Here is a 26,585-nt window from a genome sequence, read left to right on the forward strand (position 1 = left end):
ATTATTAACATGTAAAATGAGAAAAATCCATTACTTTTGGAGTTTGCGCTTTTTTAAACGGCAAATCCCGGGCTTTTAATATAAAAAGCGCCATTCTCATTTTGGATAAGTCTAAGAGTTTTCTTGGAGGGTATTCTAATGGATATTAGGCCGCTTCTTGCTGCCGTGTGGAAATGATTGTGCTGAGACTGTTGCGAAATGTGTCCGGGCAAGCTTTTTCCCGTGATGAATTAGGCAATTAATAAGCAACTAAGTACTGATCTTAGAGTCCCGCTTCTAAGCCCGGCGAGGCTATTGTCAAAAACAATAGCCTCTTTTTCACAGAAACAGGATCAGAGATTTGGCGCCAGCCAGCGCTCCACATCTTCCTTGTTCACGTTACGGCGTTTTGCCATATCGCTCACCTGGTCGTCGCCTATCTTACCGACGCTGAAATACTTGGATTCGGGGTGGGCAAAATAGAAACCGGATACTGCCGCGCCGGGTATCATCGCGAACGACTCGGTGATGTGCATGTCGATTTCTTCGCACTGCATCAGCTTGAAGGCATCCGCCTTGACCGTATGCTCGGGGCAGGCCGGATAGCCTGGGGCCGGACGTATGCCTTGATACGCTTCCTTGATCAGCGCCTCGTTGCTGAGGTTTTCATCGCTGATATAGCCCCACAAATCCTTGCGTACCCTTTCATGCAGATGTTCGGCAAAGGCTTCGGCCAGACGGTCTGCCAGCGACTTCAGCATGATGCTGCTGTAATCGTCATGCGCATCTTCGAAGCGCTTCTCATGTTTTTCTATGCCCAGGCCCGCGGTTACCGCAAACAGGCCTATGTAGTCGGCGACACCTGAGGATTTCGGTGCAATGAAATCAGCCAGGCACTGATTGGGCCGGGCAACGCCGTCTATCACAGGTTTTTCAGTTTGCTGGCGTACGCCGTAATAGGTAAACGCCACCTGACTACGGGTTTCGTCGGTATAGATCTCGATGTCGTCGTCATTCACGCTATTGGCAGGCAGCAGCGAGATGATGCCGTTGGCTGTCAGCCAGCGGCCTTCTATGATTTTCTTCAGCATGGCCTGGCCCTCGGCAAAAACCTTGCTGGCAGCATCGCCGACCACTTCATCGGTCAGGATGGCCGGATACGGCCCCGCCAGATCCCAGGTCTGGAAGAAGGGACCCCAGTCTATATACTGGGCGATGGTGGCCAGGTCGTAGTTCTTGAAGATGCGGCGGCCGATGAACTTCGGTTTGACCGGCGCAAACTCGCCGGAAAATTCCAGCTTGGCCTTGTTGGCGCGCGCTGCCGCCAGGCTCAGCATGGGGATGGCCTTCTTGTTTGCATGCTGCACGCGGATGCGCTCGTAATCGATCGCCAGTTCTTCCACATACTGCTCGCGCTGATCTACGGTCAGCAGCGACTGCGCCACCGATACCGAGCGCGATGCATCCGGCACATACACTACCGGACCTTCATAGTTCGGTGCAATCTTTACTGCAGTATGCGCGCGGCTGGTCGTTGCGCCGCCTATCAGCAGCGGTATCTTCAGCATGCGGAAATGCGGATCGCGCTGCATCTCCTTGGCGACATAGGCCATTTCTTCCAGCGAAGGGGTGATCAGGCCTGACAGGCCGATGATGTCGGCATTTTCCGCCTTGGCCTTGGCCAGGATTTCGGAGCAGGGCACCATCACGCCCATATTCACGACTTCAAAGTTATTGCATTGCAGGACTACGGTGACAATGTTCTTGCCGATGTCATGCACATCGCCCTTCACGGTCGCGATGACGATCTTGCCCTTGGGCTTGGTGTCGCCGCTGCGTTTCTTTTCTTCTTCAATATACGGCACCAGGTGGGCCACCGCCTGCTTCATCACGCGCGCGGACTTCACTACCTGCGGCAGGAACATCTTTCCCTGGCCGAACAGGTCGCCGACGATATTCATGCCTGCCATCAGCGGCCCTTCGATCACCTGGATAGGGCGGCCGCCGTTGTCCATGATGGCGGCGCGTGCCTCTTCGGTGTCTTCGACTATCCATTGCGTGATGCCATGCACCATCGCATGCGACAGGCGTTTTTCCACAGGCTCGCTACGCCATTCCAGTGTCGCTTCTTCCTTCTTGCCTCCGGCTTTCAGGGTGGCGGCGAATTCGATCATGCGTTCGGTCGCGTCTTCGCGGCGGTTCAGCACGACGTCTTCCACCCGCTCACGCAGTTCCGGATCCAGTTCGCTATACACGCCGACCATGCCGGCGTTGACGATGCCCATGGTCATGCCGGCCTGGATGGCGTGGTACAGGAAGACCGTATGGATGGCTTCGCGCGCAGGGTCATTGCCGCGGAAGCTGAAGCTGACATTGGAAACGCCGCCGCTGATCTTCGCACCGGGCAGGTTTTCATGTATCCAGCGGGTCGCGTTGATGAAATCGACCGCGTAGTTATTGTGTTCTTCTATGCCGGTGGCAATCGCAAAGATGTTCGGATCGAAGATGATGTCTTCCGGATCGAAATCCAGTTCCTTGATCAGCAGATCGTAGGCGCGCTTGCAGATTTCCACCTTGCGTTCATACGTATCGGCCTGGCCTTTTTCATCGAAGGCCATCACGATCACGGCGGCGCCGTAGCGTTTGCACAGCGTGGCCTGGCGCAGGAATTCAGCCTCGCCCTCTTTCATCGAGATGGAATTGACGATGGCCTTGCCCTGCACGCATTTCAAGCCTGCCTCGATGACGCTCCATTTGGACGAGTCGATCATGATGGGCACGCGGGCGATGTCCGGTTCGGAGGCGATCAGGTTCAGGAAGCGTGTCATCGCTGCCAGTGAATCCAGCATCGCCTCATCCATATTGATATCGATGACCTGCGCGCCGTTTTCCACCTGCTGGCGGGCCACGGCCAGTGCCTCGTCATATTGCTCGTTCAGGATCAGGCGGGCGAAGGCTTTGGAGCCGGTCACGTTGGTGCGCTCGCCGACGTTGACGAACAGCGAATTGTGATCGACGACAAAGGGTTCCAGCCCGGACAGCTTCATGCTGGACGGTACTTCAGGCACCAAGCGCGGAGCGACCGGTTGCAGCAGATCGGCGATCGCCCTGATATGCGCTGGCGTCGTACCGCAGCAGCCGCCGGCGATATTCACGAAACCGCTTTCTGCAAACTCTTTCAGCAGTGACGAGGTATCGGCAGGCAATTCGTCAAAGCCGGTATCGCTCATGGGATTGGGCAGGCCGGCATTCGGATAGATGCAGACGAAGGTGTCGGCAATCTTGGACAGTTCTTCCGCATACGGGCGCATCAGGGTTGCGCCCAGTGCGCAGTTCAGGCCTATCGTCAGCGGCCTTGCGTGGCGCACGGAATTCCAGAAGGCGGGCACGGTCTGGCCCGACAGGATACGGCCGGACGCATCGGTGACGGTGCCGGAGATCATGATCGGCAATTTCTTGCCGGTTTCTTCAAAATAGGTATCGATCGCAAACAGCGCGGCCTTACAGTTCAGCGTATCGAAGATGGTTTCCACCAGCAGCACGTCGGCGCCGCCGTCAACCAGGCCACGCGTCTGTTCAAGATAGGCGGCTACCAGTTGATCAAAGCTGACATTGCGCGCTGCCGGGTCGTTCACGTCCGGCGAGATCGATGCGGTCTTAGGCGTAGGGCCGAGCGCGCCGGCAACGAAGCGCGGCTTGTCGGCGCTGCTGTATTTGTCGCAGGCAGCCCGCGCCAGTTTTGCCGATTGCACGTTCATCTCATAGGCCAGGTGTGCCATATGGTAGTCGTCCTGCGCCACCGTGGTCGCGCCAAAGGTATTGGTCTCGATCAGGTCGGCGCCCGCGGCCAGGTATTGCTCGTGGATTTCCTGGATGATGTGCGGCTGCGTCAGCGACAGCAATTCATTATTGCCCTTGACAAACAGCTCCCGGCCGGGACCGGTGAAGTCCTTGAAGCGCTCGCCGCGATAGTCTTCTTCGGTCAGCTTGTATTGCTGGATCATGGTACCCATCGCGCCATCCAGGATCAGGATGCGGCGCGACAGCAGGTCGCGCAAATGGGTTTCAGTAGCGGATACGGTGGCAGGGCTATTCATCATCTTGATTTCATAAAGCAAAAAACCCGATCGACTTATGCAGGCGGATCGGGCTATGTCCTTTTAGCTGCACTTATTACGCGCCCGCAATCTGAGTCTCAAATCGGCGCAATCAGCGGTCTGTAACAGGCGCCTTTTGAGTGGCTGCTACAGTTCACCAAGTCAAATTATACGTCAAATCAAGGGCTTGGGTGAAGCGGGGCAGCAGGTCTGGTTGATTTTGCAACGTCTTCTGCGCCTTCCGATGGAATAAAACAAGGCAGGCAAGAACGGTGGATGCGCATGGCAGACGAGGCATGGACAAAAAAAGGGCACATCACCGTTAGATTGGCGATGTGCCCCAAAGGGAACCGTTAATTAATTTACAAAGCTGCTACCTGTTTACTGCCGTCTGCTATAGGCGCCGACCTAGTGTTTTTTGTGCTCCGGCCGGGTGGCAACCAGGCTAGCGATGATGGAACTGACCAGGATGCCGCCTATGACCAGCAGCGAGATTGCGGTAGGAATATGCATCCATTGCACAATCAACATCTTGACGCCGACAAACATCAGCACGAAGGCGAGACCGAACTTCAGCAGATGGAAGCGTTCCGCCATGTCCGCCAGCAGGAAGTACAGTGCGCGCAAGCCCATGATCGCAAAGATGTTCGACGTGAAGACAATGAAAGGATCGGTCGTAATCGCGAAGATCGCCGGTATCGAATCCACAGCAAAGATCACGTCGGAAATCTCGATCAGGATCAGTACCAGCAGCAGCGGTGTGAACAGGCGCTTGCCGCCTTCAACCACGCTGAATTTCTCGGCGCGGAAATTGTCGGTGAAGGGCAGCAGTTTCCTGGACCAGCGCAATACCGGATTGGCATTCAGGTCCGGCTCTTTTTCCGCCGATACCAGCATGCGGAAGCCGGTCACCAGCAGGAACACGCCGAACAGGTACAGCACCCAGGCAAACTGGGTCACGACCCAGACGCCGGCCAGTATCATCACGATACGCATGACGATCGCGCCGAGCACGCCGTACAGCAATACCTTGCGCTGATATTGCAGCGGTACCGAGAAATGGCTAAAAATCAGCAGGAACACGAAGACATTGTCGACAGACAGCGATTTTTCTATCACATAGCCAGCCAGGAATTCCATCGCCTTGGCATCCGCCACGGCTGTGCCTACGGTGTCTTTCAGGTAGAGCCACAGGCCAAGGTCAAACAGCAGCGCCAAGCTGACCCAGACGCCGGACCAGATGGCTGCTTCTTTCACGCCTACCTTGTGCGAGCGCGAACCGCCCAGCGCAAAGACGTCGAGCAGCAGCATTCCCAGCACAAAGGCGATAAAGACGGCCCACATCCAGGGCTGGGCGATGGTTTGTATCATGATGGTTCTTTCTTTTGCGTTGGGAGGGCTGCTTCAGCCACATCAAAATCTGTATTGGCAAGAGCGTGGGCATGGCATGCCCACCCTACGCAATCTCTACTCGATATCAGTCGTCACGGCTAACAAAGCCCAGCAACTGCAACAGGCTGATGAACAGATTGAAGATCGTGATGTACAGGCTGACAGTGGCCATGATGTAGTTGGTCTGGCCGCCGCGGATAATGTCGCCGGTTTCATACAGGATCATGCCGGACATCAGCAATACCATGACTGCGGAAATCGTCAGCGACAGGGCCGGGATCTGGAAGAAGATCGCGCCCAGGCTGGCAACGAAGGTAACCAGGATGCCGATAGCCAGGAAGCTGCCGAGGAAGCTGAAGTCACGCTTGCTGATCAGCGCATATGCAGACAGGCCAAGGAAGATCGCGCCGGTCATACCCATCGCACCCATCACAATCGCGCTGCCGCCAGGCATGCCGAGGTAGCGGCTGATGATGGGGCCGAGCGTGAAGCCCATGAAACCGGTCAGCGCAAACACGAAGGCAATGCCCAGGCCGCTGTTACGGAATTTGGTGGTCAGGAACAGCAGGCCGAAATAACCGACCAGCGTGAGCAATATGCCGGGACCGGGCAGCGCGAGGGCGACGCTGGCAGCAGCAGTCAGCGCACTGAACAACAGGGTCAGGGACAGCAGCGCATAGGTATTGCGCAAGACCTTGTGGGTTTCGCTGGCGCTGGCATCGATGTAGTCCACCGTCTGCACATTACGCAGCGTGGCGCGGTTCATATTCAATTTCATGCTTTTCTCCTGAAATGTCGAAAAGCTGCGGATAAGTGCTCAGTCCTGATTGCAGCCCTTCACCTTCCCAAAGAAGGTAGCAACAGTGTAGTGCGGGCTAATAAACAAAAAAAGTCGAATATAATTGATAAATACATCGTATAAATCGATGAGTTGAGGGGTATTGGCCATGAGTAACCTGAACTACAAGCACCTGCACTATTTCTGGGTGGTCGCCAAGGCAGGCAGTATCGCGCGCGCCAGCGAACAACTGCATTTGACGCCGCAGACCATCAGCGGCCAGCTCAGCCTGTTTGAAGAAATCCAGGGAGAGCAGTTGTTTGAAAAGAGCGGCCGCAACCTGGTGCTGACCGAGGCTGGGCGGTTGGTGCTTAGTTATGCGGAAGAAATTTTTACCCTGGGACAAGAACTGGAAGAAGTGCTGCATCACCGGCCTACTGAGCGCACCGTGCAATTGCGGGTTGGGGTCTCGGATGCGGTGGCGAAACCGGTGGCCTACCGCTTGCTGGAGCCGGCACTGAGCCTGCCGCAGACCTTGCGCATCAATTGCCGCGAAGGCAAGCTGGAATATCTGCTGGCGGAATTGGCGGTGCACAAGCTGGACATCGTGATCACCGACAGCCCCATGCCGCCCACCGTCAATGTGCGCGGCTTTAACCATTTGCTGGGCGAGTGCGGCACCAGTTTCTTTGCCACTGCTGCACTAGCGCAGCAATATGCGACCGATTTTCCGGCTTGCCTGGATGCCGCGCCGCTCTTATTGCCGGGGGAAGACTCGGCCTTGCGTTCCAAGCTGATGCACTGGATTAACGCGCAACAATTGCACCCACGTATTACCGGCGAGTTTGACGATAGTGCGCTGATGAGCGCCTTCGGCCAGGCCGGCGCCGGCTTTTTTGCCGCGCCTTCCGCGATTGCAGACATGGTAGTCAAGCAATACGGTGTGGTGCAGGTAGGCAGTACCGAAGAAATCCGCGAGCAGTTCTATGCGATCTCGGTACAGCGCAAGCTGACCCATCCTGCGGTGCTGGCAATCAGCCGCGCAGCGCAGCAGGATCTGTTTGGTCTTGGCGCTAGCGCAAAAAGTCGCGCACTATCGTGATCTGATCCAGCACATTCAGTGCCGGCGCGTGGCCGCAGCCTGCCACCGTCACCAGTGTGGCTTTGGGGCCGCGCTGCGTCATGGCCTGGGCGGTGTCTGCCAGCAGCAGGTCCGAGCTTTCTCCGCGCAGCACCAGTGTCTTGCAGCTCAGGCTATCGTACTCGTCCCAGCGCAGGTAATCATTTTCATGTTCTATGAATTGCATCACCATATTAGGATCGTAGTGCGGCGTGACCTTGCCGTCCGGCAGGCGGCGCACCGAGCTTTCCGTCAGGCGACGCCATTGCTCGTCGCTGAGCCAGCCGTACGGGGTATAGATTTGCCTGAAATAGGCTTCCAGTTCGGTCACCGTGTTAAAGCTGGCCGGTGATCCGGCGTAGCTGCGGATGCGATTGATCGCTGTCTCCGCCAGTTGCGGGCCATTGTCGTTCAGCACCAGATGGGTGATGCGGTCGCGTAGCGTGGTGGCAGCGGCAAGCATGCCTATCGCGCCGCCCATCGAGGTGCCTACCCAGCGCATGCTGGTGATGGCTAGCTGGTCTGCCAGGCCGGTCAGCAGTTTTACATAAAATTCCAGGCAGTATTCGGTTTGAGGTTCCGGGCTCCACTGCGACAGGCCGCGGCCCAGCATGTCGGGGACGATCACGTGGTAGTCGCCGGCCAGTGCTGCGGCCAGGTCGTCGAAGTCGCGGCTGGTTCTGGCCAGGCCGTGGCTTAGGAGGACGGTGGGTTTGTGGGGGGAACCCCATTGCAGGTAGTGGAGTTCTCTTTGGTGGATGGTGAGGTAGTGGGAGGATGGTCGCATTTTGATTGCTCTATGGACTGATTCGGGAATACTTCGTGGATACAAGTCGGGGGTGGCCCGACAGCCACTCACTTTATTTTGCTTCGCCAAAATAAAGTAAGCAAACAAAAGGCGACCGCAGACTTGCCCTTCGGGTGATGGCGCTAGCGCCATCACATTTTGCGCATCACAAAAAATGGGAAATGAACGAAACTCGCCTTCGGCTCAGACAACGTTCATTTCTGATTCATTTTCTGTGAAGCACAAAATGCTTCGTCCCCAGCGGATGAAGTTCAAAAACAACCGCAACGGCAACTGCAACACCAGTGCGGAGTTAAATTTTGAATCACGCTTTCTTCTGGCGCAGCTTTCCTACTATGCCCGTCGGTAAAAAGTATACCGACAATACAAACAGTACGCCCAGCCACAGCAGCCAGCGGTCGGGGTGGAAGAAGTTGGCGATGAGCGGGATGCCTTCCAGGCCGCTGTGCAGTAGTTTCATGCCGTCTTGCAAATAATTTTGTGCGATGACGAAGATCGCTGCGCCTATCGCTGCGCCGTACATCGAGCCCATGCCGCCTATGACGACGATCAGTAGTACGTCTATCATGATGTCGAAGCTGAGCACGGTGTCGGGGCCTACATAGCGTAGCCAGATGGCGTATAGTGCGCCGGCCAGGCAGGCTAGTAGTGCTGCCAGGCAGTTGCCTACGGTGCGGTAGGTGACGGGGTTGAAGCCTATTGCGGCGACGCGGAAGTCGTTTTCGCGTATGGCTTGCAGTACGCGGCCGAAGGGAGAGTTGACTATGCGCAGGCAGAGCAGGAAGAGCGCGGTGCTGCCGAAGAAGACGGCGTAGTAGGCCAGCGTCTTGCCGTTCCAGTCCACCCCTAGCCAGGGTTCTTCCAGAAACTGGGTGCCGGGAGAAAGCAGTGCGGGCAGGCTGAAGGTGAGGCCGTCCTCGCCGCCGGTATAGTCGGAAAATTGCGATGCGAGGATGACGAAAAATGAGGCCAGTGCCAGCGACATCATCGCAAAGAAAATGGTCCTGACCCTGAGCGACAGCAGGCCCAGCAGCAGCGCCAGTAAAACGGCAAGCAGCATTGCCGCCAGCACGCCCAAGAACAGCGGCAGCCAGCCGGCATCGAACCTGGACATGGCGATGCCGACGCCATACGCGCCTATGCCGAAGAACATCGTGTGCGCGAACGATACGATGCCGGTATAACCCAGCAGCAGGTCATAGCTGGCGGCCAGCACGATGAAAACGCAGATCTTGGCGGCGACGTTCATCGCACGCGTGCCGGGGAAAATGAAGGGCGTCAACAACAGGCCGAGCAACACCAGCAGCAACAGCGCTGCCAGGATTTTGCTGTTCGGCAGGTCGCCGGAAAAGAGTTTTCTGATCATCGCGATGCCACCGGGAACAGGCCTTGCGGCCGCCATAAGAGGATCAGCACCATCAGCAGGATATTCGCGCCCAGTGCAATCTTGGGCGCCAGGAAACCGACGTAATTGGCCATCAGGCCGACCAGCAGCGCCCCGGCGAAACAGCCGCCCACCGACCCCAGCCCGCCTATGATGATGACGATGAAGATCAGCACCATCAGTTGCGCGCCCATCGTGGCGCTGACGGTTTCCTGGTACAGGCCCCACAATACGCCGCCGAGACCGGCCAGCGCAGAACCTGCCACAAAGACCCCGATGAACAGCCTGCGTATCTTGTAGCCCAGGGTTTCCACCATTTCCGGATTTTCCACGCCGGCACGCACCAGCAGGCCTATCTTGCTGCGGTTCAGGATCAGCCACATCGCGATGAAAATCAGCAGGCCCAGCACGACCGCGATCACGCGGAACTTTTCTACCGCGACATCGCCGAAAATCCAGGCGCCGCGCAGGCTGGCCGGGCGGGCCAGCGATATCTGTTCCGGTCCCCAGATTGCGTGTATCAGTTGTTCGGCAATGATCAGGCCGCCGGTGGTGATCAATATCTGTTTCAGATGCTGTCCATACACCGGGCGGATAATGAGGCGCTCAAAGGCCCAGCCGAGCAGGCCCGAGACCAGGGCCGCCGCCGCCATCGCAATGCCGATGGCGATCAGGTTGAGTGCGGCATTTTCCGCCTGCATCCAGCCTGCCATCGGCAGCAGCACGCTGGTAGCGACGAAGGCGCCGATGGCGATGAAGACGCCATGGCCGAAATTCATCACGTCCATCAGGCCAAAGACCAGTGTCAGGCCGCTGGCCATGATGAAGATCATCATGCCCATAGCCAGCCCGGCGATGGTCAGCGTGATCCAGGTCGGCAGGTTGGGCACCAGGATCAGACCCGTCAGCATTACCAGCGGGATGATCATTTGCGGCAGCTTGCGGCCCAGCTTGTCAGATAAGTGTTGCATCAATGCGCTCCCACGCTAAGGCCCAGCAGTCTTTGCTGCAACTCTGTATCCCTACTCAGCTCCGCCATACTGCCGTTATGGATAATGCGGCCGGAGTCCATCACCGCCACCGCATCTCCCAGGGCCTGGGCGACGGCCAGGTTTTGTTCCACCAGCAGTATCGTCGCGCCCTCTTTTTTCAGTTCCCGCAGTGCCGCTATCATGCTGTTGATCATCACCGGCGCCAGTCCCTTGGACGGTTCATCGAACATATACAGTCTGCGTTTTTCCAGGATCGCGCGTCCTATAGCCACCATCTGTTTCTGGCCGCCCGACAGTTTGCCGGCCGGTTTTTCCCAGAATTGCTTCAGCGCCGGGAACAGGCCGAAAATCCACTCCAGCCGCTGCGGGTCCATAGGGCCGGAGCGGGCCGCCAGCAGCATGTTTTCACGCACGCTGAGATCGCTGAAGATACCCATGTTTTCGGGCACATAGCCTATGCCGCGCAAGGCGATGTCGGCGGTATTCATGCCCTTGATGGAGGCGCCGTCCAGGCTGAGCTCGCCGGCGCTGGCCTGCCACAGGCCCATGATGGTGCGCAGCGTTGTGCTCTTGCCCGCGCCATTGCGCCCCAGCAGCATGGTCAACTGCCCGTGGGCGACATTCAGATCCACGCCCTGCAGGATGTGGTAGGGACCGATATGCGTGTGGACTGCCTGCAGTGTCAGCAGATTGCTGCTTTTACTGTTAATCATGCTGCCGCTCCTTCAGTGGCGGCAATTCCCAGATAGGCTTCCTGCACCATCTTCGATTGCATGACGGCGGCAGGTTCTCCATCGGCCACCAGTTGGCCCTGGTTCAGCACAATGATGCGGTCGGCCAGTCTTTCGACCACGTCCATCTTGTGTTCTACCAGCAGGATGGTCTTGTCTTTCTGTTGCTTGATGGTGGCGATCAGGTCCAGTATCACCGGAGCCTCGTCATGGCTCATGCCTGCGGTTGGTTCGTCAAACATGAATACATCCGGCTTCATAGCCAGCAGCAGGCCCACTTCCAGCTTACGCTGGTCGCCGTGTGGCAATTCGGCGGCTGGGGTATCCCGCCTGCCGCCCAGTGATATCTGCTCCAGTATCTGTTCGGCTTCTTCGATCAGCACCCGGTGTGAAAACCAGGTGGAGAATATCTGCACCCCCAGCTTATGCCTGGCCTGTATCGCCAGCCGCACGTTTTCCAGCACCGACAGGCGGGGAAACAGATTGGTCAACTGGAAAGCTCGCCCCAGGCCGCGCTGCGCGCGGGTTGCCGCATTTTCCTGTGTCAGGTCTTGCCCATGCAGCAGCACCTGGCCGCTGGTGATCGGCAACTGGCCCGAGATCAGGTTGAAATAGGTGGTCTTGCCGGCGCCATTGGGGCCGACGATGGCGGTCAGCGTGCCCGGCGCAAAGGCGCAGGATACCTGGTTGACAGCAACGTGGCCGCCAAAATTGACGGTCAGTGCGCGGGTTTCTAATGATGTGCTCAAGCGGATACCGATGAGTGAAGACAGCAGGCACATCCTGCCTTCGTGTGGCGAAGGCAGGATACAGGAAGGATCAGCGCTTGTTCTTGATAGGGATGTTCATATCCTCTATCTTCAGCTCGCGTACCAGTTCCGGCACGCCCCAGGCAAAAGCGGGATCGACCTTGATCTTGAAGTGGTACATCGATTGCAGCGCCTGGTGGTCTTCCTTGCGGAAGATCATTTTCCCTTTCGGCGTCTGGAATTCCATGCCTTCCATCGTTTTGATCAGGTTCTCGCTGCTGAGATTATTGCCGGCCTTGGTCAGCGCCTCGACCGCCGCTATGCCCGCTGCCATGCCGCCTGCGGTAAAGAAATCAGGCGGTGTCTTGTAGGTTTTATAGTGATTGGCGACCAGCCATTCATTGACGGGATTTTTCGGTATGCCGAAGTAGTAATAGGTCGCGCCTTCCATGCCGGGGAAATTCTTGTAGGCGGTCATCGCCGGCAGGATATTGCCGCCGGTGGCTATTTCTATGCCGTAGCGCTTCAGGTCCAGGTCGGCAATCTTGAACGGGTTGCCGGCGCCGGCCCAGATCACGAAAATGACTTTACGGCCCGGCTTGTCTTTCAGCGCATCAATCAGGTGCTGTGCGCCGGCGGTGAAATCGGTGGTCGTGGTCGGCAGGTATTCTTCATGCACCAGCTTGGCTCCCTTGCCGGACAAGGCCTGCTTGAAAGCTTTTACGCCATCCTTGCCGAACGCATAGTCCTGCGCCAGCGTGGCTATCGTCACGCCCGGCTTGTCCAGCGCCACCGCATTGGAGATCGCGTCCTGCGAAGAATTGCGGCCGGTGCGGAAGATATAGCGGTTCCATTTTTCACCGGTGATCGAATCGGCAACAGCGGGTTCCACTATCAGTATCTTTTTATATTCTTCGGCGACCGGCAGCATGGCCAGTGCCACGCCGGAAGAAGTAGGGCCGATTGCCAGGTCTACCTTGTCATCGCCGTAGGCCTGTGCCAGCAGCGATTTGCCGACGTCGGGCTTGCCCTGGCTGTCTTTTTCTATCAGCACGATCTTGTTACCGTTGACCATCATCGTGCCCTTGGTCGCATAGTCCAGACCCATCATCAGGCCGATCTGGGTTTGCTTGGCGTAGGCTTCCAGGGCCCCGGTCTTGTCATACACGTGGGCGATCTTGATGTCTTTGGCGCCAGCGGCCAGAGTGACAACGGCAATAGCGGCAGCAACAGCGGTAAGGGCAAAGCGTTTCATTATGTCTCCTGATAATGAGTACTTCGATGGTGAAACCAGGATCGGATGTGCACGAAAGACGCCGCCACTTTGTTATAGGTGTCAGGCATTGAGGGAAAATGGCCACGGCCCGGCCGGGGCCAGACTGCGATATTTTCTTCGGGCGGATGCGCTGCCCTGTCTCCGATTATTCGTTATAGTAAGTTTTCTGGTGCAATTTTCGATACTATATTTGGCAACTTGCGAAGACAATACAGTAGAACTACTGGGGTAGGCGAGCTATTTTGTTGGGGAGTGCAGTGGTCTGCATCGCATGCGGAGTGATCCAGGCAGCGGATTTTAACTGAAGCAGGGGAGCGCGCGGCCGGGGCTGGCGGGAGCATACTAAGCCCGGCAACTGGTATGCAGGTTCCGGGGGCTGCTTTATTTGGTGAAGTGTAGTCCGGCTTCCACAGCGAAGCCTTTCAGAAATTCTGCAACCGGCAGGCGTTTGCCGCCCGGCTTTTGCAGTTCGGTCAGTTTCAGCATGCCGTTGCCACAAGCGACCAGCACGCCATCTTGCGGATTGGCGGCCAGCACCTGGCCGGCGGAATAGCTGCCGGCGCGAATCTCTGCCGCTTCCGCATTCCAGATCTTGATCGTCGTGCCTGCGTAGCCGGCATTGGCTGCCGGGAAGGGATTGAAGGCGCGTATCTTCCTGGCGAGCTCGTCTGCAGGCCGGCTGAAATCCAGTGCCGCTTCTTCCTTGCTGATCTTTGCCGCGTAAGTGACACCGTCTGCTGGTTGCGGAGTAGCCGGCAGTTCGCCTTGCTGTAATTTTTCCAGTGCGGCGACTATCATGCGGCCGCCCATGTCCGCCAATTTATCGTGCAGGCTGGCGGTGGTATCGGTTGCCGCAATAGTGAGCGCTTCCATGCTCAGCATGGGGCCGGTGTCCAGTCCTTCTTCCATCTGCATGATGGTAATGCCGGTCTCGGTATCCCCGGCTTCTATCGCCCTGTGTATAGGCGCTGCGCCGCGCCAGCGCGGCAGCAGCGAGCCGTGGATATTGATGCAGCCCAGGCGCGGAATGTCCAATACAGAGCGCGGCAGTATCAGGCCATAGGCGGCAACCACCATCACGTCATGCGGCGTGCTCTGCAAAAGCTGGTGCGCTTCTTTGGCGATGTCGGGATATTTGCCGTCCAGCCGCAAGGATACCGGCTGGGCCACGGGGATCTGATGCTGCAGCGCGAATTGCTTGACGGCTGAAGCCTGCAATTGCATGCCGCGTCCTGCCGGACGGTCCGGCTGGGTCAATACCAGCGGGATTTCAAAGCCGGCCTGATGAAGGGCCTGCAGCGCGACTGCGGCGAATTCCGGCGTGCCGGCAAAAATGACTCGCAAGCGGTTTTCACGCATCAGCGGACTTTCTGCTTGCTGCGGATTTCTTCACGCTCTTCCTTCAGCATCTTGGTCTTGATGCGGTTGCGCTTCAGCGGCGACAGGTATTCCACGAACACCTTGCCCTTCAGGTGATCCATTTCGTGCTGTATACATACAGCCAGCAGGCCATCGGCCTTGACTTCGAAGGATTTGCCGTCCAGGTCCAGCGCCTTGACCTTGACCTCAGCCGGGCGTTCTACGCCATCGTAAATGCCGGGTACGGACAGGCAGCCTTCGTCGTAAACCTTGGTTTCTGCACTGGCCCAGACAATCTCGGGATTGATGAAAACGCGCAGCTCGCTATTGGTGTCGGAGATGTCAATCACGATCAGTTGTTCATGTACATCGACCTGGGATGCAGCCAGGCCTACGCCAGGGGCGTCATACATGGTTTCGGCCATATCGGCGGCCAATTTTTTCAGGCGTTCATCAAAAACAGTGACCGGCTTGGCAACTTTGTGTAAGCGGGGATCGGGATAACGCAGGATATTTAATATAGACATAAGACATTTCGCAACAGCGGATCAGTACAACTAAGCGGTTTTTCTTGCTAGTTCAAGGATTTATGGGCAGAATTTGATTCAATTTGGCAAGTTTTGCAGATGCAGGTCTTATCATTGCTGCACTATTTTACGCGTGGAAGCGGAGCTTCATGAATAAAATTGCGGATTATGCGGGTACTGGGGACCAGTCAGCACAATCCAGCGCAAAACACCTTCATGCTCAGGCAATTGGTATAAGCTGCAACGGAATACCTTTACGACAGCACTATGACGTACCACGCATCGGACAATATACATGAAAAAGTTTAGCACAATCGCTCTGGTTCTCGCTTTTGCCTTCCCCGCCATCGCTGCGACGCAGGCCTATGCGCAGGACGCACAGGCTTCTCCAGCAAGACTGGCTGGCAAATGCAGCTTCTTGCCCGACGCACCGGACAAGCACGTCGTCGTCCGCGGAGATACCCTGTGGGGCATTTCGGGTAAATTCCTGGCTAACCCATGGTGCTGGCCGCAAGTCTGGGGCATGAACCGCGATGAGATCCGCAATCCGCACTGGATTTATCCGGGCCAGATCGTCTACTTCGACCGTGTCAACGGACGCTTGCGTCTGGGCCAGGTTGTTGGCGGAAACGGCGAGGCATCCGGTGTCACCAAGCTGTCGCCGCAATTGCGTACGCAGGGACTGGGCGTGGATGCGATTCCCGCTATTCCTTCCAACCTGATCGAGCCTTTCCTGTCGCAGCCGCTGATCGTTGAAGAAAATGAGCTGCTGAATGCGCCACGCATCGTGGCAACGCAGGAAGGCCGCGTGGTACTGGCCAAGAACGACAAGGCCTATGTGCGCGGCGACTTGAAGGGCGGTACCTCGTTCCAGGTATTCCGTCCGGGTGCGGCATTGAAGGATCCAGAAACCAAGAAAATCATCGGCTACGAGGCGGTGTTCCTGGGTACTGTGAAACTGGACCGTGCCGCCAAGGGCAGCGACAGTGTCGATAGCTTCATCGTGGTCAATGCCAAGGAAGAAATGACTGTCGGCGACCGTCTGGTTCCTATTCCGCCTACACCTATCCTGAACTATATGCCGCATCCGCCAGACCAGACCGTGGCGGGCAGGGTCGTAGCTGTCTACGGCGGCGTGGGCCAGGGCGGGCAAAACAATATCATCAGCATCAACCGTGGTGCGAACAGCGGCCTGAACCTAGGTACTGTGCTGGAACTGTCGCGTTTCGGTGAAACAGTGCCGGATCCTACTGACGGCAAGAAACCGATCAAATTGCCGGATGAAAAATACGGCAATCTGTTCATCTTCCGCGTATTCAATAATATTGCTTACGGCCTGGTCATGCAGGTGACCAATACCGTGCAGGTCGGCGATATTGTGGCCTCACCTGAATAGTCAGTGCCGTAGTGGCAGCAGGAAGCTTGTCCGACACTGAGCTGGCAGACTGGATACGCCTGGAGCAAACGCCGGGCGTAGGCCAGGAGACCGCGCGTAAGTTACTGGCGGCATTTGGCCTGCCGCAGCAAATTCTTGCTGCCGGCTTTCCTGCCTTGCGCTCGATAGTGCCGGATCGTATTGCACTGCCGTTGAGCCAGCCTCCAAGCGAACAGATACTGTCCCAGATTGCCCGCACGCTGGAGTGGTGCGACCAGCCAGGCAATGCCGCGCTGACCCTGGCCGATGCCGGCTATCCTCCCTCACTGCTGAATATACCGGATCCGCCGGTCATCCTGTACGTTAAAGGCAGACTGGACTTGCTGCAGGCACCGTCCATTGCGGTGGTCGGCAGCCGTAACGCCACGGCGCAGGGCATAGACAATGCCGAAAAATTTTCTGAATCCTTAAGCCGCGCAGGCTGGACGATAGTGTCCGGCATGGCGGCGGGAATCGATGCCGCTGCACACCAGGGCGGTTTGCGTGGGCCGGGATCGACTGTTGCGGTGATAGGTACCGGTGCGGATATTGTTTATCCTGCACGCAACCGCGCACTGGCGCATCTGATAGCGGATGGCGGCTGTATCGTCAGTGAGTACCCGCTAGGCATGCCGGCTATCGCCGCCAACTTCCCGCGCCGCAATCGTATTATCTCCGGCTTGGCGAAGGGCGTGCTGGTGGTGGAAGCGGCTGCGCAATCCGGTTCGCTGATCACTGCGCGCATGGCAGCGGAGCAGGGGCGTGATGTATTTGCCATCCCGGGATCCATCCATTCGCCGCTGGCCAAGGGCTGCCACCTGCTGATCAAGCAGGGTGCCAAGCTGGTGGAGTCGGCACAGGATATTCTGGATGAGCTGATGATGGGCCCGGCTCAGCCGTCCTTGCAGGCGAGCTTGGCAGAGGCCGGGGCCGACCATCCGTTATTGTCGGCAATGGGCTACGATCCTGTGCATATTGATACTCTGGCCTTGCGTACCGGGCATGATGTGGCAGAATTACATGGACAGCTATTAACTCTGGAGCTGGATGGCAGCATAGAGCAGTTGCCGGGAGCGAACTACCGGCGCGTTGCCTGAGCTTTCTTCTGTTGCGATTTCCTTATAAATTTCGCATCGGCAAGTAGCGTAGGGCTTGTTTCAAAACGTCCTTGGGGATACAGTGACAGTATGTTTGATATTCTTGTATACCTTTACGAAACGTACTATCGCCCGGATGCCTGTCCGGATGCAGAAGCCTTAGCCAAAAAATTGTCGGCAGTCGGATTCGAGGAAGATGAAATTTCCGAAGCGCTGGACTGGCTGACCGTGCTGGCCGACAACACCAATGGCCTGGCCCAGAAACTTCCCGAAGCTGCTCCCTTTTCTACCGGCTTTCGCGTCTATGCGCAGCAGGAGATTGCGATACTTGGTGCGCCGGCAATGGGTTTCATACAGTTCCTTGAGTCTGCAGCCTTGTTGAATCCTCAACAACGTGAAATCGTCATTGAGCGCGCGCTGGCAATCAATGAATCACCGGTGCCTCTGGATAAGATCAAGGTCATCGTGCTGATGATGCTGTGGAGCCAGGGTAAAGAGCCGGATATGCTGATGTTCGACGAATTGCTGCTGTCGGACGACGAGAGCGAACCCCGCTTATTGCACTGATATTGCATTGATGCGTCTATTCTGCCTTGCGCCGGCTATTATTAGTGAGCGCCAGCAGAATAAGCTGAATGCAAGATAATTATTTCCATTTTGTAACATTTCTCCGGTATTGACGCTTAAATTGGCATTTAAGTCGGCAATAAGGTGGCAAAAGTCACATGCCGATTGCGGTTTTATAGCTAACGCGTTTATCATCCCCGCTAAATTCCCCTAATTAGGGTAGTCTTACGCTTAATTTGGACTGTCGGTCCGGTTTTGTTGCTTAAATAATTATAGAAATTGTTATTGCCGGGATACGTGATGCAATAGGCGATACTAATTTAGTAAATTAGCAATAAAATAGAAATCAAGCTGTAACAGCATTAATTCAGCAACAATCAAAGCACAGCCGGCAGTTTTGCTAAAGAACCAATCCGAGATATCACACTATGACCAAAACCCTCATCATCGCCGAGAAGCCCTCTGTCGCCAATGATATTGCGAAGACCTTGGGCGGCTTTACCAAGCACGATGAGTATTTCGAATCCGACGAGTATGTGTTGTCTTCTGCGGTCGGCCACTTGCTGGAAATAGCGGTTCCCGAGGAATATGACGTCAAGCGCGGCAAGTGGACTTTCACGCATTTGCCGATGATTCCGCCGCATTTTGCGCTGAACCCTATCGCCAAGACCGAGTCGCGGCTGAAGGTGCTGAACAAGCTGATCAAGCGCAAAGATGTGTCCGCACTGATCAATGCATGTGACGCGGGCCGCGAGGGTGAGCTGATTTTCCGCCTGATTGCGCAGCATGCGAAGGCCAAGCAGCCGGTCAGCCGCCTGTGGCTGCAGTCGATGACGCCGGGTGCGATACGCGACGGCTTCAAGCATTTGCGCACGGATGACGAGATGCTGCCGCTGGCTGATGCGGCCCGCTGCCGTTCCGAGGCGGATTGGCTGATCGGTATCAACGGTACCCGCGCGATGACCGCGTTCAATTCAAAAGAGGGCGGTTTCTACCTGACGACGGTAGGCCGGGTGCAGACTCCGACGCTGTCCATCGTGGTTGAACGTGAAGAAAAGATCAAGAACTTCGTGTCGCGCGACTATTGGGAAGTGCGGGCCGAATTCGTTTGCGCTGCCGGTATTTATGAAGGCCGCTGGCTGGATCATCAGTTCAAGAAGGATGAGTTCGATCCCGAAAAACGTGCCGAACGCCTGTGGAGCAAAGCTGCCGCCGAGTCCATCGTATCCGCCTGCCGCGGCAAGATGGGCAATGTCACCGAAGAATCCAAGCCGGCGACACAGATGGCCCCCGCACTGTTTGATTTGACCAGCCTGCAGCGTGAGGCCAACTCGCGTTTCGGTTTCTCAGCCAAGAACACGCTGGGCCTGGCGCAGGCACTGTACGAAAAACACAAGGTCCTGACCTATCCGCGTACTGATTCCCGCCACCTGCCGGAAGACTACCTGAGCACGGTGAATGACACGCTGGAAGCGGTGTCTGAAAATAATAACTACCACCAGTTCGCCAAACAGATTCTGAAAAGCAACTGGGTCAAGCCGAACAAGCGTATTTTCGACAATACCAAGATCAGTGATCACTTTGCGATCATCCCGACGACGCAAGTGCCGAAGAATTTGTCCGAGCCTGAGCAAAAGCTGTACGACCTGGTGACCCGCCGCTTCATGGCAGTCTTTTTCCCGGCTGCGGAATTCCAGGTAACGACCCGTATTACAGAAGTATCCGGCCATCAGTTCAAGACTGAAGGCAAGGTCATGACCAATCCGGGCTGGCTGGCCATTTACGGCAAGGAAGCCCAGGACGAAAAAGACCCTGAAAACAAGGGCAACCTGGTTGCGGTCGCCAAAGGCGAAAAAGTCAAAACCGAAACGATCACCGCCAATGGCCTGGTGACCAAACCTCCTGCACGCTATTCGGAAGCAACGCTGTTGTCCGCCATGGAAGGCGCCGGCAAGCTGGTGGATGATGAAGACCTGCGCGAAGCGATGGCGGGCAAGGGGCTGGGAACGCCGGCAACCCGTGCTGCAATCATCGAGGGTTTGCTGAACGAGAAATACCTGCTGCGCGAAGGCCGCGAACTGATGCCTACGGCCAAGGCCTTCCAGTTGATGACGCTGCTGCGCGGCTTGGGCGTGGATGAGCTGACTTCTCCCGAGCTGACCGGAGAATGGGAATATAAACTGTCGCAGATGGAACGCGGCAAGATCAGCCGTGAAGAATTCATGCGCGAAATCGCGCAGATGACGCAGATCATAGTCAAGCGCGCCAAGGAATACGATAACGATACTATCCCCGGCGACTATGCCACGCTGAAGACGCCTTGTCCGAATTGCGGCGGCGTGGTCAAGGAAAACTATCGCCGCTTCGCTTGCACCAAGTGCGAATTCTCGATGAGCAAGACGCCGGGCAGCCGCCAGTTTGAAGTGGCTGAAGTGGAAGAATTGCTGAACAAGCGCGAGATAGGACCGTTGCAGGGCTTCCGTTCCAAGATGGGCCGTCCGTTTGCGGCGATACTGAAGATCGTGCCGGATGCCGATAATAGCAACCTGAAGCTGGAATTTGATTTCGGCCAAAACCAGGGCGACGACGAAAACGGCGAAGGCGTCGATTTCACCGGCCAGACACCGCTGGGGCCTTGCCCTAAATGCGGCAGCGGCGTGTACGAGATGGGCCTCGCCTATGTCTGTGAAAAATCGGTCGCCAAGCCCAAGGCTTGTGACTTCCGCAGCGGCCGCATCATCCTGCAGCAGGAAATTTTGCCGGAACAAATGGCCAAGCTGCTGAATGAAGGCAAGACTGATTTGCTGCCGGGCTTCATTTCGCAACGTACCCGCCGGCCATTCAAAGCTTTCCTGGTGCGCGGCAAGGACGGCAAGGTGAGCTTCGAATTTGAAGAACGCAAGGCCAAGGCGCCGGCCAAAGGCAAAGCTGCGGCCACCGAAGCGGATGCGGCTGAAGAAAAACCGACCAAGAAAGCAGCAGTGAAGAAGGCTCCCGCGAAAGCACCGGCCAAGGCTGCAGCAGCTAAAAAGACGGCTGTGAAAAAGAAAGCGGCGGCCTGATCCTGTTTTGTGCCGTCCGCGCTACAAGCGGACTGGTAAGGAGCCGGGTATTTCGTTTATAGTTTGAACATATTTCAGACCGGCGTGTCGCTATCCGGGCTTGGGTTTGGCAGAGCTTCTGCTACCCAGGCCGACTGGCGATAGCGCTACAGGGCATTACATTGCAGCCGGCGCCGGGGTTCCCTCGGCAGACTCTCATGTCGCTTGAAAGCGATAAGGATCAATATGGATTCGAATACGTTATTGGCGACCACTCGTACCGAGTTTCTTCGAACGTTTGTGGATGCGGTCAATACCTCTATTCCATACTCGGTTGAGGCACTCTACAAGAAAGCCGATCAAAGTCATTCCTCCATCGAGCAAGGCTGGATGCTGACTGCACGTAGCGTGCTGCGGGTCAGGCAAGAGCACCTGGTGCAGCAAATGCGCAAGGAGATGGAAAATCTGCTGAACCGCAGTTTCCAGACGACCTACAATAATTTCCGGCCTACCGTGGCTTTCCAGAGCGATACCCTGTCGCTGGTAGAGTCTTCTGCGATGGAAGACGAGTTGCGCATCAACCAGATTACGCAGAATTTCCGTAATGAAGCCGAAGAGCAATTGCGCGATCTGAATATCCGCGTTGCGCTGCTGTTTGACCAGGACACGATCAAGGAGAGGGAAAACCCTTTCCGCCCTTATCTGTTCTCGCGCTGCATTACGACTTCGGTGGAAACGCTGGAGCAAAGCGAGGCTTTGAACACGATACTGGTAACGCAACTGGCGGAGAGCCTGGCTCCGCATGTCGCCGAAATCTACAATAGCGTGAACTCGCAACTGGCGAAACACGGTATCGCCGCGCAGTTGCAACTGAAAATAAAGAAATCGCCTACCCAGTCCGGCCTTCCTCCCGGCTATATGCCTGAGGATATTCTGGCCGATGATGCGGGGGACGGCGCTGCTGCGGCGATGCCCGGTGGCCGTGGCATGGCCGGCGGGTTTGCCGGCGGCGGTTCCGGTGGATCTGGTGGAGGCGGAAATGGCCAAGGCGGCAGCGGCGGTGCATATCCCGCCGACATGGGCAGCGGCCAGTATGAGATAGGCGGCAGACAGTACGATATAGAGTCGCGCGTATTGTCCTCGGACACCCCCAAGGGCAGGGTGGAACAACTGCTGGATTCGGTGCGCATGATGGCGGGCGGTATTGCCAATGCAATGCCTGGGCGCAGTAACCAGCAGCAGTTCGCAGATACTATGCCGGGACAAGCGATGCCAGGGGCGCCGAATATCTATGGTGGGTCGGCAGGGATGCCGGGCGCACCGGGGATGCAGGCTGGCGGCGGAATGCCGGGTGGCGCGCAGGACGCATCGGCAGGTGCGGAGGCAGGCGCGGCCAGGCCGGGCTGGCTGGGCAGCGGCCAGGTAATTGGCGATGTGCTGAGGAATTTTTTCTCCGGCGGCGGCTCAAGCTGGCAGTCCAAGGTTGCCAGCCAGATGGCCGCAGGCAGTAGTGGCGCTGCAGACGGCGGCGCGCCGTTCCCCAATTCACAGATGCGCTATGACGGTGGTTTGAATGTGCCGACGATACAGCGTGTCGATTCTCCGCTGACTGCTTCGGTACGTAGCCTGCAGAGCAGCCAGACTCCGGCGACTGAGCAGATGCTGGACCAGCACGGCGAGGTCCGTAACCTGATCCTGGAAAGACGCTCGCAGCTCAATAATGAAGCCAAGGGCGTGGACGAGCAGATGACGATAGATATCGTCGCGATGCTGTTCGAGTTTATCTTGCGCGACGGCCAGGTGCCGGCAGAGGTCAGGGCCCAGCTCGGCCGCCTGCAATTCCTGGTGCTGAAGATGGCGTTGCGGGACCCCAGCCTGCTGAAGCAGAAAGGTCATCCGGTCCGCCTGCTGATCAATCGCATTGGTTCGATCTCGCTGGGGTTGAAGCAACTGGATCCGGACGGCACCCATGTCACTGCCGAAATTGTCAGGATAGTCGCCACGCTGCTGGATGACGAGACCGAGGATTCGCTGGCCTTTGCGCAGGCACTGGATGAGCTGGATGCTTTCATTGCGCAGGAACTGCGTGCACGCAATAACAATGTCGAACGTACCGTGCAGGCGGTAGAGCAGGCGCAGAACCGCACTCTGCGCTTTGCGCACACGACGGCGCAGATGGCGCAAGCCTTGGCCGACCTGACGATCGATCCTTATCTGAAGCATTTCCTGCAAGATGACTGGGTGCATGCAATCGAGCATGCGGACCGTAGCGATGCCAAGCGTGCGCGCCGCTATCGCCTGCTGGTTGCCGATTTGCTATGGAGCATAGTGCCCAAGCTGAAGGATGAAGACCGCAGTCAGTTGTTTGCACTGCTACCCATCATCCTGAATACCCTGCGTGAAGGCTTGAGCCTGATAGGCTGGGATAGTGCCAGGCAACAGACCTTGCTGAACTGGCTGGTGGATGCGCATACCAGTGCATTGAGGGCTGGGCACGGTGCGCAATCTTCGCCACCCTTGCCGGTGATTCACGAGCACTTCAGCAAATTTATCGATAATCCCGAAACCGTGTCAGCTGCGGATGTCAAAGGCGACGTAGCGGAAAACAGGCAATTCCTGGATGATGCCTTCAAGGAAATGAATGTCGAGGTCCATCTGATAGACAGGATGCTGGAAGGAGACCAGGAGCTGGCGGCAGCTGTGCCCGGCACCAGCGAACCGGCTACTGAAGAGGCCGAAACGGCGCAGGCGACGGTGATGGAAAGATTGCAGAGCGGCGTCTCGCTGGAGATCAATCTGGGTGGCAAGCCTAGCCAGGGCCGCCTCAGCTGGATAGACCCTAAATTGTCCAGCCTTGTATTGACGCTGGACGGGCAGACCGCTCCGTCTATGGTCAGCGTAAATATGTTCCGCCGGCTGATCGACCATGGCCGGGTACGCTTCCTGGAAACCGAGCCGCTATTCGAGCGCGCGGTGCAATCCCTGCTGCTGTCGGCAGACCACGTTACGCATGCTGCGCACTGACAAGCCGCCATTCTGCTTGCTGTAAGGAAAACAATTTTCTGGCGACTAATCGGTCTGGGGCACAAGGCATGGTCCTGTTGCGGAGTGCGAGCCCGATTGATTGAAGATTGCTGCCAAGGGAATTCATGCGAAAAGAAACCGGACTAAAGTCACTAGGGGCCGTGCTTATTATCTGCGGCACCGCCTTGCTGGCCCCGGAACTGGCTTCGGCACAGAGCAAAGTGCAAGACCTTGCTGCTGAGGCGGGGTCATTAAACGAAAACAGTATCGCGACAATAGAGCTGCCCCTGCTGGCCGGCTGGTATCAGGGGCGCCTGGTGCACTACATTTCCACCGATATGTCCGACCAGGGCATGGCGCGGCAGACCGCGACTAATTATGTGCCGCGCCTGCGGCATGCGTTGCGTCCGCCGGTTCCCGGTCAGCCTTCCGCGGTGGACCGCGTATATAAATTCCCCAACTTCAACCAGGGCAGCGTGTTTCCGTCGGCGCCGCAACCGGCCGGGTACGCCAATGCCAGTACCGAATACACGCCATTGTGGGTGGTCTATATGGTGAACTGGCTGCCTGGGGCGACGCCGCGGGTACTGCGCTCGGAGGAAGAGGTGCTGGATGCCGAGGAAAAGAAGCTGGTCAGCATACAGGCGACCGATATCGTCGTAAATTGCCCCATCCTGTTTGCGCTGAAGGACGGCAAGCTGCAGGATTTGCGCATCCATATACAGCGTCCTTGAGTATGCCTGAGCCTGAAAAGCGCAGGGCCGCTGGATGGCGGCCCTGATAAAAGCTTGCGCTTGCCCGTCGTCTAGTCCTTGCCGGCCTCGATATCCGGTTCAAAGAAACACCATTTCGCCTGCGGCCAGGTCTGCTGTATGCTTTCTTCCACCTCATTGATCGCATGAACCAGTGCCAGGTCGGATTCCTGGCGGCGCATCTTGGCCTGTACCGCGATCATCAGTTGCTCGCCCCATTGCAGGGTAATCAGGTTGATCACGGATTCCACATGCGGGTGTGCCTCTATATGTGCCTTGATCGCGTCATTCACTTCCGGTGCGGCAGATTCGCCGGTAATCATGGCCTTTACTTCGCGCGTAACAAAGAAAGCAACAATCATCAGCAGTACGCCAACCACGATGGAGCCGACCGCATCCCAGACCGGGTTGCCAGTCGCAACCGCCAGTACCACTGCAACAAAGGCGACGGCCAGGCCGGCCAGTGCTGCGATATCTTCGCCTGCAACTACCATCAGTTCAGACTGGCGGGTTTCGCGGAACCAGGTAAAAAAGGATTTGCCGCCGGAAATCTTGTTGATCTCCTTCATCGCGCCATACAGGGAAAAGGCTTCCAGCACGACAGAGATGCCCAGCACTGCGAGGGCGACCACAGGATTTTTCAAGGGCTCTGCATGCTTCAGGCGCTCTATGCCCTCCATGACTGAGAAAGCTCCGCCCAGGAAGAACAGCAATAAGGCGACCATCATTGCCCAGAAGTACACTACCCTGCCGTAACCCATAGGATGGGAAGCGGTGGGAGGGCGCTTGGCCTCTTTCAATCCCAGTAGCAGGAAGACCTGGTTGGTACAGTCTGCCAGAGAGTGGATAGCCTCGGCCAGCATGGCGCCGGAGCCGGTGAAAATTGCGGCGGCGAATTTCGCGACAGCAATCCCGCCATTGGCGCCTAATGCATAGAAGATGGCCTTGGTGGAGCCTTCGGTATGGGATGACATATTTGTCTATATATAGAAAGATGGGGAAAGGATAAACATACCGGCTTCCATCCAATCTTGCAATAAACCTAATCAGTGAAAATAATTTACAAAAAAGCTTGCCAGTGTGTGGGTGGCTTGCTATAGTTCGGCTCCCGTCGCGACACGCAGTAAAAGGCGCGAAACAAGCAGTGCAGTTAAGGCGAGTTTTGAAGCTGGATTTGCGAGCGAAACGAGACGGGAAAGAAGTAAAAGCGAGAGGTACGGCAAGTTGGTACGGTAGTAAAAAATAAGTGCGCTGAGTTAAAAAAGAAGTTGACGAAGCGAATTAAATACTACATAATCTCGTTTCTCTGCTGCTGACAAACAAAACGATTTGCAGCGAAGCGGAGAAGAGCAAAAGTAGCAAAAGCTACCGAGCGAAACGCACTACAGAATACCGATCTTTAACAATTAACAGTCAATAAATGTGGGCACTTGATAGAAAGCGCGGCTGATTTACTTAGGTAGATTAGTTAAACTTAAAAAATATCAAATGTTCGCAA

General features: G+C 56.6%; 19 protein-coding genes. 7 read left to right on the forward strand and 12 right to left on the reverse strand.

Annotated features, from left to right (window positions below; translation table 11 throughout):
• Positions 1-332: 332 nt before the first annotated feature.
• The 3 genes from metH to IEW12_RS25045 form a co-directional block, all read right to left on the reverse strand.
• A complete protein-coding gene (gene metH / locus IEW12_RS25035) occupies positions 333-4,079 on the reverse strand; it encodes a methionine synthase (RefSeq protein ID WP_371874580.1) in 3,747 nt (1,248 codons plus the stop codon).
• A gap of 405 nt (positions 4,080-4,484) precedes the next feature.
• A complete protein-coding gene (locus tag IEW12_RS25040) occupies positions 4,485-5,447 on the reverse strand; it encodes a TerC family protein (protein WP_229751334.1) in 963 nt (320 codons plus the stop codon).
• 106 nt (positions 5,448-5,553) lie between these two features.
• Positions 5,554-6,246: a Bax inhibitor-1/YccA family protein gene (locus IEW12_RS25045; protein WP_229751335.1), complete on the reverse strand. Its 693-nt coding sequence runs from the start codon at positions 6,244-6,246 to the stop codon at positions 5,554-5,556.
• Positions 6,247-6,415: 169 nt separating this feature from the next.
• On the opposite strand from IEW12_RS25045, the gene nhaR reads away from it, so the two are divergent.
• Positions 6,416-7,348 (forward strand): transcriptional activator NhaR, encoded by a 933-nt coding sequence (nhaR, locus tag IEW12_RS25050; RefSeq protein WP_188568847.1) that lies wholly within the window; start codon positions 6,416-6,418, stop codon positions 7,346-7,348.
• On the opposite strand, the gene IEW12_RS25055 is transcribed toward nhaR, so the two are convergent.
• The 8 genes from IEW12_RS25055 to def form a co-directional block, all read right to left on the reverse strand.
• Entirely contained in the window at positions 7,320-8,153 is an 834-nt protein-coding gene (locus IEW12_RS25055; protein WP_188568848.1) for an alpha/beta fold hydrolase, read from the reverse strand. The two genes, nhaR and IEW12_RS25055, sit on opposite strands and share 29 nt — an antisense overlap.
• 325 nt (positions 8,154-8,478) lie before the next feature.
• On the reverse strand, positions 8,479-9,540 hold the full coding sequence (locus IEW12_RS25060; protein WP_188568849.1) for a branched-chain amino acid ABC transporter permease: 1,062 nt from the start codon (positions 9,538-9,540) through the stop codon (positions 8,479-8,481).
• On the reverse strand, positions 9,537-10,529 hold the full coding sequence (locus IEW12_RS25065) for a branched-chain amino acid ABC transporter permease (protein WP_188568850.1): 993 nt from the start codon (positions 10,527-10,529) through the stop codon (positions 9,537-9,539). Before IEW12_RS25065 ends, IEW12_RS25060 begins: the two co-directional genes overlap by 4 nt.
• The gene (locus IEW12_RS25070) at positions 10,529-11,263 is read right to left on the reverse strand and encodes an ABC transporter ATP-binding protein (protein ID WP_188568851.1); all 735 of its coding nucleotides are present in this window, start codon (positions 11,261-11,263) and stop codon (positions 10,529-10,531) included. Before IEW12_RS25070 ends, IEW12_RS25065 begins: the two co-directional genes overlap by 1 nt.
• Positions 11,260-12,030 carry an ABC transporter ATP-binding protein gene (locus IEW12_RS25075; RefSeq protein WP_229751336.1) on the reverse strand — a complete coding sequence of 257 codons (771 nt, stop codon included), beginning with the start codon at positions 12,028-12,030 and terminating at the stop codon, positions 11,260-11,262. The genes IEW12_RS25070 and IEW12_RS25075 overlap by 4 nt, the downstream gene beginning before the upstream one ends.
• Positions 12,031-12,100: 70 nt before the next feature.
• On the reverse strand, positions 12,101-13,285 hold the full coding sequence (locus tag IEW12_RS25080; protein ID WP_188568853.1) for a substrate-binding domain-containing protein: 1,185 nt from the start codon (positions 13,283-13,285) through the stop codon (positions 12,101-12,103).
• Between the two features lie 402 nt (positions 13,286-13,687).
• Positions 13,688-14,650 (reverse strand): methionyl-tRNA formyltransferase, encoded by a 963-nt coding sequence (fmt, locus tag IEW12_RS25085; protein WP_188568903.1) that lies wholly within the window; start codon positions 14,648-14,650, stop codon positions 13,688-13,690.
• 14 nt (positions 14,651-14,664) lie between these two features.
• The gene (gene def / locus IEW12_RS25090) at positions 14,665-15,192 is read right to left on the reverse strand and encodes a peptide deformylase (protein ID WP_188568854.1); all 528 of its coding nucleotides are present in this window, start codon (positions 15,190-15,192) and stop codon (positions 14,665-14,667) included.
• A 295-nt stretch (positions 15,193-15,487) separates the two neighbouring features.
• On the opposite strand from def, the gene IEW12_RS25095 reads away from it, so the two are divergent.
• From IEW12_RS25095 to IEW12_RS25120, 6 genes are all read left to right on the forward strand, one after another.
• Positions 15,488-16,588 carry a LysM peptidoglycan-binding domain-containing protein gene (locus IEW12_RS25095; RefSeq protein WP_188568855.1) on the forward strand — a complete coding sequence of 367 codons (1,101 nt, stop codon included), beginning with the start codon at positions 15,488-15,490 and terminating at the stop codon, positions 16,586-16,588.
• Between the two features lie 26 nt (positions 16,589-16,614).
• Positions 16,615-17,703 carry a DNA-processing protein DprA gene (gene dprA / locus IEW12_RS25100; protein WP_229751337.1) on the forward strand — a complete coding sequence of 363 codons (1,089 nt, stop codon included), beginning with the start codon at positions 16,615-16,617 and terminating at the stop codon, positions 17,701-17,703.
• A 90-nt stretch (positions 17,704-17,793) separates the two neighbouring features.
• Entirely contained in the window at positions 17,794-18,270 is a 477-nt protein-coding gene (locus tag IEW12_RS25105; protein ID WP_188568856.1) for a Smg family protein, read from the forward strand.
• Between the two features lie 428 nt (positions 18,271-18,698).
• A complete protein-coding gene (locus IEW12_RS25110) occupies positions 18,699-21,332 on the forward strand; it encodes a DNA topoisomerase III (RefSeq protein WP_188568857.1) in 2,634 nt (877 codons plus the stop codon).
• A gap of 225 nt (positions 21,333-21,557) precedes the next feature.
• Positions 21,558-24,335 carry a DUF1631 family protein gene (locus tag IEW12_RS25115; RefSeq protein ID WP_188568858.1) on the forward strand — a complete coding sequence of 926 codons (2,778 nt, stop codon included), beginning with the start codon at positions 21,558-21,560 and terminating at the stop codon, positions 24,333-24,335.
• A gap of 125 nt (positions 24,336-24,460) precedes the next feature.
• Positions 24,461-25,069: a DUF7482 domain-containing protein gene (locus tag IEW12_RS25120; RefSeq protein ID WP_188568859.1), complete on the forward strand. Its 609-nt coding sequence runs from the start codon at positions 24,461-24,463 to the stop codon at positions 25,067-25,069.
• Between the two features lie 71 nt (positions 25,070-25,140).
• Here the strand turns inward: IEW12_RS25120 and IEW12_RS25125 are convergent, their stop codons facing one another.
• Positions 25,141-26,061 (reverse strand): cation diffusion facilitator family transporter, encoded by a 921-nt coding sequence (locus IEW12_RS25125; RefSeq protein ID WP_188568860.1) that lies wholly within the window; start codon positions 26,059-26,061, stop codon positions 25,141-25,143.
• Positions 26,062-26,585: the final 524 nt, after the last annotated feature.

Origin of the sequence: Parundibacterium terreum (assembly GCF_014636315.1) — a bacterium.
GTDB classification, from domain to species: Bacteria; Pseudomonadota; Gammaproteobacteria; order Burkholderiales; family Burkholderiaceae_D; genus Undibacterium; species Undibacterium terreum.